The sequence below is a fragment of the Streptomyces odonnellii genome, assembly GCF_000981895.1.
In the GTDB taxonomy this organism is placed as follows: domain Bacteria; phylum Actinomycetota; class Actinomycetes; order Streptomycetales; family Streptomycetaceae; genus Streptomyces; species Streptomyces odonnellii.
This window is the reverse complement of the sequence record NZ_LATD01000272.1, coordinates 1-15,756: the sequence shown is the minus strand read 5'-3', so window position 1 is coordinate 15,756 and position 15,756 is coordinate 1. Positions and strand designations below refer to the sequence as shown.

Genomic DNA, 15,756 nt, shown 5'->3' with positions numbered 1-15,756 from the left:
GGCCGGTCGCCGCTCGGGGGCTTGCCCTGGGGCACGGCCGGGGGCGCGGCCCGGGGCACGGCCCGGGGCACGGCCGGGGATACGGCCCGGGGAAATCGCCTGCGGATACGGCCGGGGATGCGGTCCGGGCCGGGAGCGGGAAGAATGCCCGCCGTGATCGTGGACTGTGGCATTTACCGGGACGGACGCCGGACCGAGGGGCCCGCCGACTTCTCCGACGCCCTCGACCAGGCGCGCGCCGAGGGCGACGCCTTCCTGTGGATCGGCCTGCACGATCCGACGCCGCACGAGTTCGACCTCGTACGCGACGAGTTCGGGCTGCACCCGCTGGCCGTGGAGGACGCGCTCCACGCGCACCAGCGGCCCAAGCTGGAGGTCTACGACGACTCGCTGTTCATGGTCCTCAAGCCGGTGGAGTACGAGCCGGAGGGCGACACGGTCTCGACCGGTGAACTGATGGTCTTCATAGGCGACTCCTTCGTGGTGACGGTCCGGCACGGCGAGGGCGGGGCGCTCAGCGCCGTGCGGCAGCAGCTCGAAGCGGAGCCGGAGGTGCTCAAGCACGGTCCCACCGCGGTGATGTACGCGGTCAGCGACACCGTCGTGGACCACTACATCGAGGTCGCCGCGGAGCTTCAGGTCGACCTGGAGGAGCTGGAGGCGGACGTCTTCGCGCCGAGCGGCAGCGACGGCGGGGCCCGCCCGTCGCGGGCGGCGGAGTCCGGGTCCTCGACGGCGGCGCGGATCTACAACTTCAAGCGGCAGGTACTGGAGTTCCGCCGGGCGAGCGTGCCGCTGGCGGCGCCGATGGCCCGGCTGGCGGCCGCGGGCGTGCCCTTCGTCCACGACCACTCGCAGCCGTTCTTCCGCGATGTCAACGACCATCTCCTGCACGCCAATGACCAGGTGGAGGGGCTGGACCGGCTGCTCTCGGACATCCTGGCGGCCCATCTCGCGCAGATGGGAGTACGGCAGAACGACGACATGCGGAAGATCTCGGCGTGGGCGGCCATGGCCGCGGTGCCGACGCTGGTCGCGGGGATCTACGGCATGAACTTCGAGTACATGCCGGAGCTGGCGTTCATATGGGGCTATCCCGCGGTGATCGCGTTCATGGCGGTCGTGGTGGTGGCGCTGCACCGGATGTTCAAGCGCAGGGGCTGGCTGTGAGGCGCACACTCCGAGGACACGGGCGCTCGGGACTTCGGCCGGTCTGTCGGCCGGTCCGTCACGCGGTCTGCCGGGCGGTCCTTCACGCGGTCTGCCGGGCGGTCTAGAGGACCGGGACCGTGGTCGCGGGGCCGCCCAGGGCGTCCCTGCGCTCCGGCATCCTGAGGCGGACCATCCGCTGCCGGCCGAGGACCCGCTCGTACGCGTGCATCCCGTTGATCCCCGCGGCGAGCAGCGTGGCCTTGAGCGGCGGCCAGTCGAGGAGCCTGCCCATCCGCTCCATCACGGCGAGGCTCACCTCCCGATAGATCTCGGTCTCGGCCATCGCGCACTCCCGCAGGGTGCGGTGGATGGTCCTGGCGTGGCCCTCCCGGGCCAGCCGGAGCAGTTCCTCGTGGCAGTAGGCGAGATGGTTGTCCTCGTCATTGCTGATCATCCTGACGGCCCTGCCCACCTCGGGGTGGTCGCCGAAGTACTTGACCAGCATCACCATCTGGTCGGCGGCCCGCTGCTCGGTGATCCGGCTGTGGGAGAGATAGATGACGATGTCCGCCTCGGTGAGCTGCTCGTCGCGGCGCAGCTTGGCGTGGGTGAGCCCGATGCCCCGGCGCTCCAGCAGCATCGTGTAATCGGTCTCGCGCGGGACCTCCACGGGGTCGAGACCGCGCTTCTTCAGGAGGGCGTGGAAAATGCGCCCGTGCTTGTCCTCGTCGGCGCCGTGCCGGGCGATCTTCGGGGCGAGATCCCGCATGGACTCGGGCACCAGGGCGGCGATCCGGCCGTTCTCCCAGCCGCCCTGTGCCTCTCCGCTGGCCGCGATGGAGCAGAACAGCCGGAAGGTACGGTCGTCGTCCAGAATCTCCTGGAACACGCTTCGGGCCGAGAGCATCACTGCCACCTCCATACAGACATCCGCAGAAAACGAGTCAAATGGGGTGTGGGGCGACAGGCAACAGGTGCGCCGTTCGGCTGAGCCGAAAGAAGGAGCGCGAAGGCGGGCGGGCGCGTAACCGAGTGGGGGGCCGCCGCGTTGTCGTACATGACGGCCGTGGCGGGGAAGACCCCCCGAGCCCCCACCACGGCCGCAGTCTTCCGGTCCGGACCGGCCTCGCGCCCGTACGCGTCGTATGCGTACGGGCCAGGACGTCAGGACACCAGGCCCGCGCGCTCCAGGGCGTCCGTACCGGCGCGCAGGGCCGCGAGGCGCTCGTCGAGCGTGAAACCGGCCGGTGCGAGCGTCAGCGTGGTGACACCGGCGGCGGCATAGGCCTGCATCCGGTCCGCGATCCGCTCCACCGGGCCGAGCAGCGTCGTCGAGTCGATCAGCTCGTGCGGAACGGCCGCCGCCGCGCCGTCCTTGTCGCCCGAGAGATACGCGTCCTGGATCGCGGCGGCCTCCTTCTCGTACCCCATACGGCGCGCGAGCTGGTTGTAGAAGTTCTGCTTGCGGCTGCCCATACCGCCGACGTACAGGGCGGTGTACGGGCGGAAGGTGTCGGCCAGCGCATGGATGTCCTCGCCGACGGCGAGCGGCACGGTCGGGCAGACATCGAAGCCGTCCATGGTCAGTCCGGCCTTCTCGCGGCCCGCCCGGAGATGCCTGATCGCGGTGTCCTCAAGATGCTCGGCGGACGGGAAGATCAGCAGGGCGCCGTCGGCGATCTCGCCGGTCTGCTCCAGATTCCTGGGGCCGATCGCGGCGATGTAGAGCGGGATGTGCTCGCGAACCGGGTGCACGGTCAGCTTCAGCGGCTTGCCCGGGCCGCCGGGGAGCGGCAGCGTCCAGTGCTCGCCCTCGAACGACAGCCGCTCACGGGACATGGCCCTGCGGACGATCTCGACATACTCCCGGGTGCGGGCGAGGGGCTTGTCGAACTTCACGCCGTACCAGCCCTCGGACACCTGGGGACCCGACACACCGAGACCGAGCCGGAACCGGCCGCCGGAGAGGGAGTCGAGGGTGGCCGCGGTCATGGCGGTCATGGCGGGCTGGCGGGCCGGGATCTGGAGGATCGCGGAGCCGACGTCGATGCTCTCCGTCCGCGCCGCGACCCAGCTCAGCACGGTCGGGGCGTCGGAACCGTACGCCTCGGCGGCCCAGCAGACGTCGTAGCCGAGGCGGTCGGCCTCCTGCGCGACGGCGAGGTTGTCGCCGTCCATCCCCGCGCCCCAGTACCCGAGGTTGATGCCGAGCCGCATAGCCACTCCCTCACTGCCGAACTACTGACGAGTAACGTCCCTTGCCGGGGACTCTAGCGCGCCATACGGGCTTCCGTCAGGGGCGGGTTGTCCACAGGCTCTCTCCGCGTGGGGCCCTGGCCAGTAATCTCAGCAGCCATGGAGCAGAGGCATCTCGGCCGTACCGGCCTGCGTGTGTCACGGATCGGGCTCGGCACCCTGACCTGGGGTCGGGACACCGACGAGCACGACGCCGCCGATCAGTTGAAGGCCTTCTGGGAGGCGGGCGGGACGCTTGTCGACACGGCGGATGTGTACGGCGGAGGGGAGTCCGAATATCTGCTCGGGCAGTTGATCGAGCGGCTGGTGCCGCGCCGCGATCTGGTCGTCGCGACGAAGGCGGGCAGTGTGCCGGATCCGTACCGGCGCTTCGACGGGTCCCGCGGGCATCTGCTGGCCGCGCTCGACGCGTCACTGGAGCGGCTGGGGACGGATTATGTGGATCTGTGGCAGATACACGCCTTTGACGCCGAGACACCGCTGGAGGAGACCCTCCACGCGCTCGACATCGCGGTGAGCAGCGGCCGGGCGCGGTATGCGGGGGTGTCGAACTACTGCGGGTGGCAGCTCGCCAAGGCCGCCACCTGGCAGCTCGCCGCGCCCGGGACACGGACCCGGCTGGCCAGCACCCAGATGGAGTACTCCCTGTTGCAGCGCGGTGTGGAGCGCGAGGTGCTGCCGGCGGCACTGGATCTGGGGGTCGGTCTGCTGCCCTCGTCCCCCTTGGGCCGCGGGGTGCTCACGGGCAAGTACCGGCACACCACACCGCCGGACTCGCGGGGCGCCTCGGAGCAGATGGCGCCGTTCGTCGAGCCGTATCTGGACGAGGCGGCGAGCCGTATCGTCGACGCGGTCGCGACGGCGGCGGACGGGCTGGCCACGACCGCGCTGGAGGTGGCGCTGGCCTGGGTCAGGGACCGCCCCGGTGTGGTGGCCCCGATCATCGGCGCCCGCAACGCACAGCAGCTCACAGCGGCGTTGTCAGTGGAGAGCCTTAGTCTTCCCAACGAGATCTGCCAGGCGCTCGACGATGTGTCGGCGCCCGTGCACCGCTACCCCGACCAGGACTGGAGCACGCTGTGACCACGGACCCCGCCACCGCATCCCCGCAGGAGCCCGGGCCGCCCGAGAGCGGGGCTGTGCCCGGTCCGGTGGAGGATGCCGAGGGCGGTACGGGTACGGGAGCGGACGGCACGGCGGTCGAGGCCGGCGGCGACGAGGGCGAGGCCGGTCCGGACCCGGCCGGAGCGGACGGCGCGGCAGGTGCGGCAGGTGCGGCAGGTGCGGCAACCGGGGACGGCGGTGGCGCGGACGGGAGCGGCACCGCGGACGGAAGCGCCACCGCAGCGGACGGCGGCGAGGCGTCCGAGGCCGCGGCCGAATTGGCGGCGCAGCGGGAGTTGCGTGAGCGGATCGAGCGGCGGAAGGCCGAGCGCGGCGGACCCATCGCCGCCGGAGGCAAGCTGAGCGGGCAGGCCGCCGATCTGCTCGCCGCCGTACGGGCCGTGGAGAGCGGCGCGCAGGTCGACCCGGCCCTGCTGAGGCCACCCGCGCCCGCGCCCGCGGCGACCGCTCCCGTACGCGCCCCGGCAGCGGCTCCCGAGCCCCGGCCGGCGCCCCGGAGCGCCACGCCCGGCACAGTGTCCGCCGTACGGGCCGTCCTCACCGAGGGCGGTGCGCCGGAAGCGCTCGCCGGGCCGGTCGCCACGGCGCTCGGGGAGCAGGCGGCGGACACGCTGCGCGAGGACCCGTGGCGGCTGCTCGCGGTGCCCGGCGTACGGGCCGAGCAGGCCGACGGGTTCGCCCGCGCGCTGCTCGGGGCGGCGTGCGGCCCCGCAGACGAGCGCCGGGCCGCCGCGCTGGTGGGCTGGCTGCTGGAGCGGGCCGCGATCCAAGGCCACACCGCGCTGGAGGTGGCGTCGGTGCACCGCGCGCTGACCGAGCACGCGGTGCCCGACCCGGACGAGGCCGTGCAGCACGCGCTCGCCGAAGGGGCCGTACTGGTCTTCCAGGACGACGAGGATTCCGAAGACGGCACCGAGGATGCGGCGCCACAGGAGCCCGCGGACACCACCGCACCGGGACAGCCGGCTACAGCGCCGGTCCTGCTCGGGCTCGACCGGTACGCCCTCGCCGAGGAGAGCCTCGCCGACGGACTCGCGCGGCTGGTCAAAACCGGCCCCGACGACTCCTGGGAGGAGGCCGCGAAGGCCGCTCCCTCCCCCTCGGCGGCCGAGCTGATCCGCGCGGCCGCCGGGCACGGACTCGTCCTGCACACCGGCGGCGAGGCGGCACGCGCCGAGCCGGCCGCCCTGGCCGGGGCCGCGCGTGCGCTCGGGCTGCGCGCAGTCGTCGCCGCGCACAGCGAGAACGGCCGCGGCAGGCTGGGCGCGGAGGCGGTCACCGTAACCGGGCTGCTGACCGGTACGGAGGGCCCTGGGCGTGACGAGGACGGCCGCTTCGCCCTCGATCTGCTGGTTGTGCTGGACGCGCCGCAGCTTGATGTGGAGACGGCCGCGCTGCTCGTCGAGTCCCTGCCGGACGGGAGCCGGCTGGTGCTCAGCGGTGACCCGGGAGTGCTGTGGTCGGCGGGCCCCGGCCGGGTGTTCGCCGATCTGCTGGCCGCCCGCGCGTGCCCGCAGATCGCATCCCGTACCCCCGATCCGGGCCCGGTCGGCGAGCTGGTCTCCGGAATCGGCATCGGCGAGCTGAACCAGGTGGAGGCGCCCGGCAAGGAGGTCGTGATCGTGCCGGTGCGGGACGCGGGCGAGGCGGTGCACCGTGCGGTCCAGCTCGTCGCCGAGTCGGTGCCGCGCGCCTTCGGGACGGGGCCCGGGGAGACACAGGTGATCACCGTGGGCCATGGCGGTTCGGCGGGCACCCGCGCGCTCAACGCGGCGCTCAAGCAGCGGCTCAACCCGGGCCCCGGCCGGTTCGGCGGCTTCGACCCGGGCGACAGGGTCGCGTATGTCCCCTCACCCGGCAGGACGCTCCAGGGCTCGGTGGTCTCGGCCGGTCAGGACGGGCTGCGGCTCGACTGCGAGGGCGGGGAGGTCACCGTAGCGAGGGAGCGGGTCGAGCAGGACGTACGGCACGGCTGGGCGCTCACCGCGCACCAGGCGGCGGGGATGCGCTGGCCCGCGGCGGTCGTGGTGCTGCCCGGCGACGCAGCCCAGGGGCTGAGCCGGCCCTGGGTGTACACGGCCTTCGGCCGGGGCGAGCGCCATCTCTCGGTCGTCCACGGCGTGGACCAGGCGCTGCCGCACGCGGTGGCCACGGTCCCCTCCCAGCGGCGCACCACCCGGCTGCGCCCGCTGATCGAGGCGCTGCTGACCCCGGCGGCGCAGGCCTAGAACCCCGGGACCCCGGGGCCTCGCCCTCGTACGCCGGACGGACGGATCGCAGCACGTACACACGTACACACAGGCACCGATCGCAGCGCGTACAGATGTCAGCCGCCCAGCCCTCCGGCGAGCCCGGCGGTCCGAGGTCAGGACTCCGAAGACGGGACTCCGAGGACGGGACCCGCGCCCAAGGGTCCGTCCTCCGCCGGGTCCGTCCTCCGCGCCGGCCGCCGGGTCAGGCGTCCTGTTCCTCCAGGTCGTCGAGGTCCGCGTCGAGATCGTCCTCGTCGAAGACCGCGCTGACGTCGAACCGGCAGACCACCTGCTGCGGATCGGCCTGGTCGAAGGGGGCGCTCAGCCACTCCCCCGGCTCGGGCAGATCGTCCGCCGCCGAGACCCAGAGCGTGGAATCGCCCTCTTCGAGCCCGAATTCCTTGTGCCGGGACGCGATCTCGTCGGGTTCGTACTCGCCGAAGAGCACCCCGAGGGCGGCATGCACACTGCTGCCCACCACGCCACCGGTGCCGGTATCGCTGTCCACATCGGCGATGCGCTGTGCTTGGGCGAGCAGCCGCTGCGGCTCCACCACCGCGTAATCACGCCGGATCAGCACGCTGAGGGCGTTCGGCTCCTCGGGACCCTTGTACGGCGGAAGCGAGTCGTCCGGATCCGGGATCTCGAAGGGGGTGACTTCGTCGTACCGGTTGTAGAGCCGCTCGTCATAGACCTCGGCCGCGACGGCCAGGGCATTGAACGCGTCGGAGACAGCCGGGTCGTCCTCACCCGTGCGGTGTTCGACCGCCGCGAGGTGGCGGTCCAGAGCGACCTTGACCGCCTCGGCGGCGGCGCGTACCTCGGCAGCGGTGGGCTGCGCAGCATCAGACATAGTGCAGACGCTATCCGTACCTGGCCTCTGCCCGCACAATAGATGCGATGCCGGAATACGAATTTGTCGACGTGTACGTGCCGCGCGGGGTCTCCCGCAAGGAAGCGACCCGTCTGCTGACCGACCATGCCGAGTACGGACACTGGGAATTGGACCGTCTGAGCCTCCACCGGGACGGCAGTCGCAGGGTGCGGCTGCGTCGGCGCATCATCCGTCAGGTACGCGCCACCTGGTGAGTGCGACGGAGCGGGCCCCGCTGTGGCGAGGCCCGCCCGTGTCCGTACTCACCGCCGTGAGCACCAACCGTACGCGTTCGATTACGCGGCGGCGCGGGCGCGGCGGTAGATGACGCTGCCCGCGACCAGGAGCCCGGCGCCCACCGGGATCGCGATCCCGAGTGCGCCCGCACCGGTCTGGGCGAGCGTCTCGGTGGCTCGGGGCCGTGCGACGGTCTTCGTCTCGGGAGCGTTGGGAGACGGCGGGATCGCGCGCACCTGGACCGGCTTCCCGGGCGGGGCCGGAGTGACCGGGGTGACCGGCTTTCCTGGCCGCTCGGGCTTGGCCGGCGGGGTGACGGGCGACTCGTTGGCGCAGGCGTTGCCGGTGGTGGGGTTGAGCAGGCCGCCGATCGTGACGCTGTTCCCGCAGGCGTTCACCGGGATGTCGATCGGCACCTCGATCGTGTTGCCGGAGCCGACGCCGGGAGAGTTCGCCGAACCGCCTTCCGCGTGGGATCCGCCGGCGGGCGCGGTGTGTGAGGCGCCCGGGTGCGATCCGCCCTGCTGCGAGCCGTGGGAGTGGGAGCCGCCCTGGTGGGAGCCACTGCCCTGCGGCGGGGTGTGCGAGCCGCCGCCGTGTGCGCCGGAGCCGCCCGGGGATGTGCCCCCCGCGTTGGCGCAGCCGTTGCCGAACGCCGGGTTGAGCACCCCGACCACGTTCACGGTGTTCCCGCACACATTGACCGGGACATGCACCGGCACCTGCACATTGTTGCCGGACAGCACGCCCGGAGATTTCGCCGCGGTTCCCTCGGCTCCCGAGTCCGCGTGCGCGTGACCGCCGCCGAGGGCGAGCACGCCGCCCGCGGCCGCCATGGTGATCAGGCCTTTGCGCGTGACCTGTCGCATTGTGTGATCCCTGCCTTCTGCCTTTCCTGGACTGCCCTGGGCATCGGTGCCGGGGCAGGAGGCCCAACGGCCCCGGAGTGCATGGCGCGCACTCCGGGGCCGCTCGGGCTCAGACCCTCACGGGTGCGAGTGACGGTGTCACTTGTTGATGCAGGTGTTGCCGAAGGCGGGGTTGAGCAGCCCGATCACGGAGATCGTGTTGCCGCACACGTTCACCGGGACATGGATGGGCGCCTGGATGACATTGCCAGAGACCACACCGGGCGAGTTCACGGCGGCACCCTGGGCGTCCGAGTCGGCGACGGCCATGCCCGCACCCGCGAACACCAGACCACCGGTGACAGCGGCAGCGGCGACGATCTTCTTGATCATTTTTCCTCCTAGTTGACAGACACGGCCCCAACTGCGGGCCGCAACACCTGTAACGAGGAGGAACCAATGGGGCTACGAGCGTATGGTCGGATTCACTCTTTTCAGTCAAGTGCGCACGCGCTGGCGATTGTTGGCGGTTGTGGGGGCTTGTCGGGGCCCCGAACCAGCTCCTGTCCGAGCGGACAGGACCTAGCTGTTGTCGATGAACCGGTCGAGTACGCGGACGCCGAACTTCAGCCCGTCCACCGGCACTCGCTCGTCCACACCGTGGAACATCCCGGCGAAGTCCAGCTCGGGCGGCAGCTTGAGCGGAGCGAAACCGAAACCGCGGATGCCGAGGTCGTCGAAGGACTTGGCGTCGGTGCCGCCGGAGAGCATGTACGGAACGGCCCGTGCGATCGGGTCCTCGGCGGAGAGTGCGGTCTGCATCGCGTCCACCAACTTCCCGTCGAAGCTGGTCTCCAGGGCCTTGTCGCTGTGCACGTCCTCGCGCTTGACCCGCGGGCCGAGGATCCGGTCGATGTCGGCCAGGAACTCCTCCTCGTACCCGGGCAGGAAACGGCCGTCGACATGGGCGGTCGCCTGGCCGGGGATCACATTCACCTTGTAGCCGGCGCCGAGCATGGTCGGGGCGGCGGAGTTGCGCAGGGTCGCCCCGATCATCTTGGCGATCCCGCCGAGCTTGGCGAGCGTGGCCTCCATGTCCTCGGGGTCGAGCGGAGTGCCGAGCGCGTCGGACAGCTCGTCCAGGAAGGACCGTACGGTCTTGGTCACCCTCACCGGCCACTGGTGGCGGCCGAGCCGGCCCACGGCCTCGCACAGCTCGGTGATGGCGTTGTCGTTGTTGGTCATCGAGCCGTGCCCCGCGGTGCCGTCGACCGTCAGGCGCATCCAGTGCATGCCCTTCTGCGCGGTCTCCACCAGATAGAGCCGCAGATTCTCGTTGACGGTGAAGGAGAAGCCGCCGACCTCGCTGATCGCCTCCGTGACGCCCTCGAAGAGATCCGGGTGGTTGTCCACGAGATACCGCGCCCCGTACGTACCGCCCGCCTCCTCGTCGGCGAGGAAGGCCAGCACGATGTCGCGCGGGGGCTTGCGGCCGCTGCGCATCCGCTCCCGTACGACCGCGAGGGTCATCGCGTCCATGTCCTTCATGTCGACGGCGCCCCGGCCCCAGACACAGCCGTCCGCGATCTCGCCCGAGAACGGGTGGTGGCGCCAGTCGTCGGCGTTGGCCGGGACGACATCGGTGTGGCCGTGGATGAGCAGGGCGGGCCGGGAGGGATCCTCGCCCTCGATCCGGGCCACGGTCGAGGCGCGGCCCTTGTGCGACTCGAAGATCTGCGGTTCGAGGCCCACCTCGGCGAGCTTCTCGGCGACATACTCGGCGGCGGCCCGCTCCCCCGGTCCCGAGTGGTCGCCGTAGTTGCTGGTGTCGATCCGGATCAGATCACGGCAGAGGCCTACGACCTCGTCCTCGCCGGAGACGGTACTGCCCGCGTTCGACTCGGTCACGCTGCTCACTCCCACGGTCGTTGCTGGTGGTCCCCACATCCTCCCGCGAACCACCCCGGCACCCAAGACCGCTCCTCGGCCGACATGAGCCCGACACACGCCCCGCCCTCCCGAAGCCCGCCGTCGGCGGCCCCGTACAGCATCGAGCGGTGATCGGGCACCGCCGAATGTTTGCTATGGTTTCCCACGTCGGAACGGCCCCGAGCCGCCCGGCAGACACCTGGTCCGGGTGGCGGAATGGCAGACGCGCTAGCTTGAGGTGCTAGTGCCCTTTATCGGGCGTGGGGGTTCAAGTCCCCCCTCGGACACAAACCATTGCCCCACGGGGTGATGCGGAAGCAGTGTGATCAGGTCCGGCTGGAGGTTCGCCTCCAGCCGGATTTGGTGTTTTCCGGGTGTTTTCGGTTGACCCTTCGGCCGGTGCGGCCCGGGCACTGTGGGTTGTTCAGTCGGCGAGCAGGTCGCGGCGGCGGGCTTCGATGACGTCGCAGCCGAAAGGAGCCGGCGTGCCCCGGGACGTCGGCATCATGACGAAGGCCCGTCGGAGGCGCTCCGACGGGCCTTTCGCGCGAGTGCTCAGGAGCACTCAGACGTGCGCCGGGTGCTGCTTCGGGTCGTGGCCGTACTTGTTCTGGCCCACGGTGCCCGCAGTGGCGGAGAAGACGATCAGGATGATCCCGCCGACCAGCGGGATGAGTCCGAGCAGCAGAAACCAGCCGGACTTGTCGGTGTCGTGGAGGCGCCGCACACTCACTGCCAGGCCGGGTATCAGGACGGCGAGAGCGTAGAGACCGACGAGGATGCTGCTCAGACCGATCGCGGAGTCGATGACCGTGAGAACGATCTCCACGATGAGGTTGAACAAGACGAACATCCAGAACTCCGTGCGGCGCGCCCGCCCGCTGAAGCCTGCGTAGTTCTTGAGAACGCCGAGATACCAGTTCATTGTGTCCCCCCAAGGACGCGAAAGAGGCCCGTCCCAGTGGCGGGCCAGGGCGAAAAGGTATGCGGCCGAAAATCATCTGGTCAAGTTGTTACATGACGATCCTTCGGCGGAGGGCGTGGGAACGGCGCGGGGAGCGGAACGGGAACGCGCCGCGAGCGGACTGACGTCGGGCAGGCGCCCCGGCTCGCCGCCGTCGGGCCGGGGCGCCGCGCCGGCCCGCGTGCTCGGCACACCCGGGACGGTACATGCCGCGTCTGCTGCCGCGGACGGCTCACGGAGCCCGTAGGTGGGTTGCCGCGAGGTCGGCGAACTCGCTGATCAAGCGGGTGCGGCGTGTGGCGTCCCAGGCCAGGGCAACGCGGCTCGGGCCGATGTCGATGATCGCGATCGCGGTGACGTCGGGGCGGTGGTAGAAGCCGGCGGTCGACTGGGGCAGGACAACGACGCCTCGCTCGGCGGCGACGTGTTCCAGCTTCTCCTCCACGGCCAGCGCGGCCGGAGGCCCACTCGGTCCACTCAGTCCACTTGGTGCGGTATCGCCCGTCATCGCTTGCCATTCGGGGACCGCGTCGTAGGGCTGGAGGAGTGTTTCGCCGGCGAGGTCGCTCAGGTGCAGCTCGCTCTTGCATGCCAGGCGATGCGCGGTGGGCAGCACGGCGACGCGGGGTTCGTCGAACAGTGCCCTGACCTTCAGTCCGCGCTGGTCGATCGGCAGGCGTACGCAGCTCACGTCCGCCCGTCCGTCGCGCAGGACCTCCACCTGGTCGGCCCAGCTCGTCCGCAGCACATCGACCGTCATCCGCGGGTGAGCTGCCGTCAGCGCGCGGACGGCGCCGGTGACGGTCAGTCCGGGCATGAAGGCGACAGTGAAGCTGTCGGCTCCGCGGCCGGCCCGTCCAACGCGGCGGCGCAGCGCCTCGGCGCCGGCCAGCAGCGGTGCCGCCTCCGTGTACAGGGCCTCGCCGGCCGCGGTCAGTTCCGTACGGCGCCTGTCGCGCATGAACAGTTGGACGCCGAGCTCGGCCTCGAGCGCCCGGATCTGGCGTGAGAGCACGGGCTGGGCGATGTGCAGATCGCGGGCCGCGCGTCCGAAGTTCAGCTCCCGCGCGACGGCCATGAAGTACCGGATCTTGCGAAGGTCCAGGTCCATGCGTGCCTCCTGGCCACCTGTGATGCCTTGAAGGTATCACAGCGGTCACAGAGGGTCTTGGACGCGGACCGGGTTCGGAACGGATCGTTGGGGTCGGCACACGGAAGAGCTACGGAAAAACTGGAAAAGCTATGGAAAAGCTGAAGAAAGGAGCCACCGCCATGGACTTCAGCGGACAGCGGGTCGTGGTGATCGGCGGGACGTCGGGGATCGGGCAGGCCACCGCGCGGGCGGCAGCCGGGCGCGGCGCCGAGGTCGTGGTCGTCTCCGCGCGGCAGGCGAGCGTGGAGCGCGCCCTGAGGGAACTGCCGCCTGGCGCGACCGGCCACGCGGTCGACGTACGTGACGCCGACGCGCTCGACGTCGTCTTCGGGCGGATCGGCGGATTCGATCACCTGGTGTACACCTCGGGAGAGGCACTGACGCTCGCGCCGATCGCGGATCTTGACGTGGACACTGCCCGCCGGTTCTTCGAAATCCGGTACTTCGGGGTGCTGGCCGCGGTACGGGCGGCGATGCCGCGGCTGAGCCGGGACGGGTCGGTGACGCTGACCGGTGGCTCGGCGGGCCCGCGTCCGGCTCCGGGCTGGGCGGTGGCCGCCAGCATCTGCGGCGCGATGGAGGCCCTGACCCGCGAGCTCGCCCTCGAACTCGCCCCGGTCCGGGTCAATCTGGTGCGTCCTGGCGTGGTCGAGAGCCCGTTGTGGTCGGCCATGGGCGAGACGGACCGCGACGCGCTGTACGAGGCCACGGCGAAGACGGCGCCGGTCGGGCACACCGGCCGGGTGGAGGAGGTCGCGCTCGCCTACCTCTACTGCATGGAGCAGACCTATGCCACCGGCGCGGTCATCGGTGTGGACGGCGGCGCGCTACTGGTCTGAGGTCTCGCCTCGGACCCGTTCCGCGCTGGGCGAACGGCTCGCGTGGGCTGACAGCCAGGGCCGCCGAGGCCCGCTGATCGACCAGGTCAAGCGGTGGCGGAAACGGAAGCTGATCACGCTCGGGCGGTGCGGAGGTGTTCATAGACGCGCAGACGGGTCGTGGCGGCGTCCAGGTAGGGCGTGGGGGTGCCCGAGCGGCGGGCCCGGTCGATGAAGTCGCCGAGCATCGGCTCGACTTCCGCTGCTCGTCCGGCGGCCACGTCGCGGAAGACGGAGGTGGTGAGCGGGGAACCCGGCTGGGTGGCGGCGCCCTCGACGAAGGCGATCGCGTCGTCGCCGAGGGCCTGGCCCGCGGCGGCGCTGACGGACGCGGCCTCCGCGACGATGGCACGGGCGATGCCGTCCCCGCCGGGCACCGCCACGATGTCGCCCACGGGCGCGTTCATCAGCGTTGTGAGTGCGGTGATGGAGACGATGAAGACCCACTTGCGCCACATCTCGGCGAGGATGCGATCACTCACGGAGACGTCGATGCCGTTCACGTCGAGCAGGCCGGCGACGGCGGTGGCGTCCGCGCCGTTGAGGCTGCCGAGCGTGACGGACGCGGCGGGGTTCAACTGAGTGACGGTGCCGTCGGGCCGGAGGGCGGCGGCGATCATGGCCACTCCGCCGAGCACCGCGCGGGTCCCGAAGCGCCCGGTCAGCACGTCCAGGTGCGCGACGCCGTTGAGGACCGGCAGGATCCTGGTGTCCGGGCCGACGGCGGGCGCGATCTGCCCGGCCACATCGGTGACGGCGTCCGCGCGGGTGGCCAGCAGGACAAGGCGGAACGGACCGTCGAGTTCGTCCGCGGTGACCACGGCGGGCCGCAGTGTGAGGTCCTCGCCCGGCGTGACCAGACGCAGGCCGTGTGCGCGTACGTGTTCGGCCCGCGCGGGGCGGAGCAGGAAGGTGACGTCGCGGCCGGCCTGGGCCAGGCGGGCTCCGAAGTATCCGCCGGTGGCGCCGGCGCCCACCACGAGGATGCGCTCGCTGGTCATCAGAACTGTTCCTTTCGAAAATGGGTCGCCGGCGACCGCGGAGCCAGGGTTGACATCGCTGTACGCCCCATGTTTATGTCGCCCTATCGACTGACATAAGCGTAGCGCATTTGACTATGTCAACCAGGCAGTGCGGAGAAGAGGGTTCCCGATGGCATCGTTCAAGGACAACCTGGCCGAGGACGTCACCCTGGAGGGGGCGGCCATGAACGGCGTGCTCAGGGGCCGCGATGCCGTGCTGGCACAGCTCGCGGTGGTCAGCGCGTTCTACGACGACCGGGTGGACGAGTTCAGCTTTGACCACGGCGACTATCACGTGGAGGAGTACTCGGCGGTCGTCGCGGGGCGGCCGGTCAAGGCCACCGCGACGATGCGCCGCAACGCGGAGGGCAAGATCGACAGGGTCGTCGTCAACCATCGGCCGCTGTCCGCGGCACTGACGTTCTCGCGCCTCATCGCCGAGTCGCCGATCGGCGCCGAGTGGGACGCGAACCGCTTCTACCGGCCGGAGGGGCAGACGTACCAGGACCTGCTGGACTACGCCGACGGTCAGGCGGACAGCCAGGCGGACGGTCAGAACGCCTCCGGAACGGACGCGTGAGCCGATGACCAGGCACGACACCAGGACCGCCGTCGTCACTGGCGCGTCCGGCGGCATCGGCGCCGCGTTCGCCCGGCGGCTGGCCGACCGCGGATACGATCTGCTCCTGGTCGCCCGCCCCTGGCGTTGAGCTTCCTGCCTGCCGGCACGGTGTACAGCGCGACCAAGAGCTATGTGCTGACGTTCACCCAGGCCCTCCAGCAAAAGCTTGCCGACACCGGTATCAGGGTGCAGGCATTCCTGTCGGGCGCGGTGCGCACCGAGTTCTGGGACGGCTCGGGCGTCGAACTCGCCGCCATCCCGGACGAGTTGGTCATGTCGGTGGACGACGCGGTGGACGCGGCCTTCGCCGGCCTCGGGCGCCCGCCCGGTCAGCCCCAAGGAGGCGCAGCACACCGCCACGCGTTCGTTCACAGGTCGACGAGGACCTCGGTCGTCGGGGTGGAGCAGCAGATGAGGGCGTTGCCGGGGGCCGGGGGTTCCTGG

16 protein-coding genes, 1 tRNA gene and 1 pseudogene are annotated in these 15,756 nt (G+C 71.0%); 9 read left to right on the top strand and 9 right to left on the bottom strand.

Going from position 1 to position 15,756, the window contains the following annotated elements; translation table 11 throughout:
* Positions 1–144 precede the first annotated feature (144 nt).
* Complete coding sequence (locus WH07_RS24010) at positions 145–1,170, top strand: magnesium and cobalt transport protein CorA (RefSeq protein ID WP_046503797.1); 1,026 nt, start codon at positions 145–147, stop codon at positions 1,168–1,170.
* 103 nt (positions 1,171–1,273) lie between these two features.
* On the opposite strand, the gene WH07_RS24005 is transcribed toward WH07_RS24010, so the two are convergent.
* Together WH07_RS24005 and WH07_RS24000 are read right to left on the bottom strand one after the other, a co-directional pair.
* Positions 1,274–2,059: a hypothetical protein gene (locus tag WH07_RS24005; protein ID WP_046503794.1), complete on the bottom strand. Its 786-nt coding sequence runs from the start codon at positions 2,057–2,059 to the stop codon at positions 1,274–1,276.
* A gap of 257 nt (positions 2,060–2,316) precedes the next feature.
* The gene (locus WH07_RS24000; RefSeq protein ID WP_046503792.1) at positions 2,317–3,369 is read right to left on the bottom strand and encodes an LLM class F420-dependent oxidoreductase; all 1,053 of its coding nucleotides are present in this window, start codon (positions 3,367–3,369) and stop codon (positions 2,317–2,319) included.
* Positions 3,370–3,507: 138 nt separating this feature from the next.
* Here WH07_RS24000 and WH07_RS23995 point away from each other — a divergent pair, with 138 nt between their 5' ends.
* Positions 3,508–4,491 (top strand): aldo/keto reductase, encoded by a 984-nt coding sequence (locus tag WH07_RS23995; protein WP_046503788.1) that lies wholly within the window; start codon positions 3,508–3,510, stop codon positions 4,489–4,491.
* Entirely contained in the window at positions 4,488–6,761 is a 2,274-nt protein-coding gene (locus WH07_RS23990) for an ATP-dependent DNA helicase (RefSeq protein ID WP_052744540.1), read from the top strand. The genes WH07_RS23995 and WH07_RS23990 overlap by 4 nt, the downstream gene beginning before the upstream one ends.
* Before the next feature lie 226 nt (positions 6,762–6,987).
* Here the strand turns inward: WH07_RS23990 and WH07_RS23985 are convergent, their stop codons facing one another.
* Positions 6,988–7,638, bottom strand: a complete 651-nt coding sequence (locus tag WH07_RS23985) for a hypothetical protein (RefSeq protein ID WP_046503786.1) — start codon at positions 7,636–7,638, stop codon at positions 6,988–6,990.
* A 47-nt stretch (positions 7,639–7,685) separates the two neighbouring features.
* On the opposite strand from WH07_RS23985, the gene WH07_RS23980 reads away from it, so the two are divergent.
* On the top strand, positions 7,686–7,874 hold the full coding sequence (locus WH07_RS23980) for a DUF5703 family protein (RefSeq protein ID WP_005319466.1): 189 nt from the start codon (positions 7,686–7,688) through the stop codon (positions 7,872–7,874).
* 81 nt (positions 7,875–7,955) lie between these two features.
* Here the strand turns inward: WH07_RS23980 and WH07_RS23975 are convergent, their stop codons facing one another.
* The 3 genes from WH07_RS23975 to WH07_RS23965 all read right to left on the bottom strand — a co-directional run bounded on the left by WH07_RS23975 (position 7,956) and on the right by WH07_RS23965 (position 10,652).
* Positions 7,956–8,765, bottom strand: coding sequence for a chaplin (locus tag WH07_RS23975; protein ID WP_046503779.1), 810 nt, complete (start codon positions 8,763–8,765; stop codon positions 7,956–7,958).
* A 138-nt stretch (positions 8,766–8,903) separates the two neighbouring features.
* Positions 8,904–9,137, bottom strand: coding sequence for a chaplin ChpH (gene chpH / locus WH07_RS23970; RefSeq protein ID WP_046503775.1), 234 nt, complete (start codon positions 9,135–9,137; stop codon positions 8,904–8,906).
* A gap of 189 nt (positions 9,138–9,326) precedes the next feature.
* Positions 9,327–10,652 (bottom strand): M20/M25/M40 family metallo-hydrolase, encoded by a 1,326-nt coding sequence (locus WH07_RS23965; protein WP_046503803.1) that lies wholly within the window; start codon positions 10,650–10,652, stop codon positions 9,327–9,329.
* Between the two features lie 223 nt (positions 10,653–10,875).
* Between WH07_RS23965 and WH07_RS23960 the strand changes: the two genes are divergently transcribed.
* Positions 10,876–10,960, top strand: a tRNA-Leu gene (locus WH07_RS23960).
* A gap of 278 nt (positions 10,961–11,238) precedes the next feature.
* Here WH07_RS23960 and WH07_RS23955 read toward each other — a convergent pair.
* Entirely contained in the window at positions 11,239–11,598 is a 360-nt protein-coding gene (locus WH07_RS23955) for a DUF805 domain-containing protein (protein WP_046503773.1), read from the bottom strand.
* Positions 11,599–11,869: 271 nt separating this feature from the next.
* Entirely contained in the window at positions 11,870–12,748 is an 879-nt protein-coding gene (locus tag WH07_RS23950; RefSeq protein ID WP_046503769.1) for a LysR family transcriptional regulator, read from the bottom strand.
* 161 nt (positions 12,749–12,909) lie between these two features.
* Between WH07_RS23950 and WH07_RS23945 the strand changes: the two genes are divergently transcribed.
* Positions 12,910–13,629 carry an SDR family oxidoreductase gene (locus WH07_RS23945; RefSeq protein WP_046503800.1) on the top strand — a complete coding sequence of 240 codons (720 nt, stop codon included), beginning with the start codon at positions 12,910–12,912 and terminating at the stop codon, positions 13,627–13,629.
* 113 nt (positions 13,630–13,742) lie between these two features.
* On the opposite strand, the gene WH07_RS23940 is transcribed toward WH07_RS23945, so the two are convergent.
* Positions 13,743–14,669 (bottom strand): ketopantoate reductase family protein, encoded by a 927-nt coding sequence (locus WH07_RS23940; RefSeq protein WP_046503766.1) that lies wholly within the window; start codon positions 14,667–14,669, stop codon positions 13,743–13,745.
* Between the two features lie 151 nt (positions 14,670–14,820).
* On the opposite strand from WH07_RS23940, the gene WH07_RS23935 reads away from it, so the two are divergent.
* From WH07_RS23935 to WH07_RS23930, 3 genes and pseudogenes are all read left to right on the top strand, one after another.
* Positions 14,821–15,270 (top strand): hypothetical protein, encoded by a 450-nt coding sequence (locus WH07_RS23935; protein ID WP_046503762.1) that lies wholly within the window; start codon positions 14,821–14,823, stop codon positions 15,268–15,270.
* A gap of 4 nt (positions 15,271–15,274) precedes the next feature.
* A pseudogene (locus WH07_RS39385) lies at positions 15,275–15,388 on the top strand (SDR family NAD(P)-dependent oxidoreductase); the annotation flags it as partial.
* Positions 15,389–15,396: 8 nt separating this feature from the next.
* Positions 15,397–15,756: SDR family NAD(P)-dependent oxidoreductase (locus WH07_RS23930; protein WP_046503759.1), on the top strand; the 360-nt coding region annotated here is incomplete at its 3' end.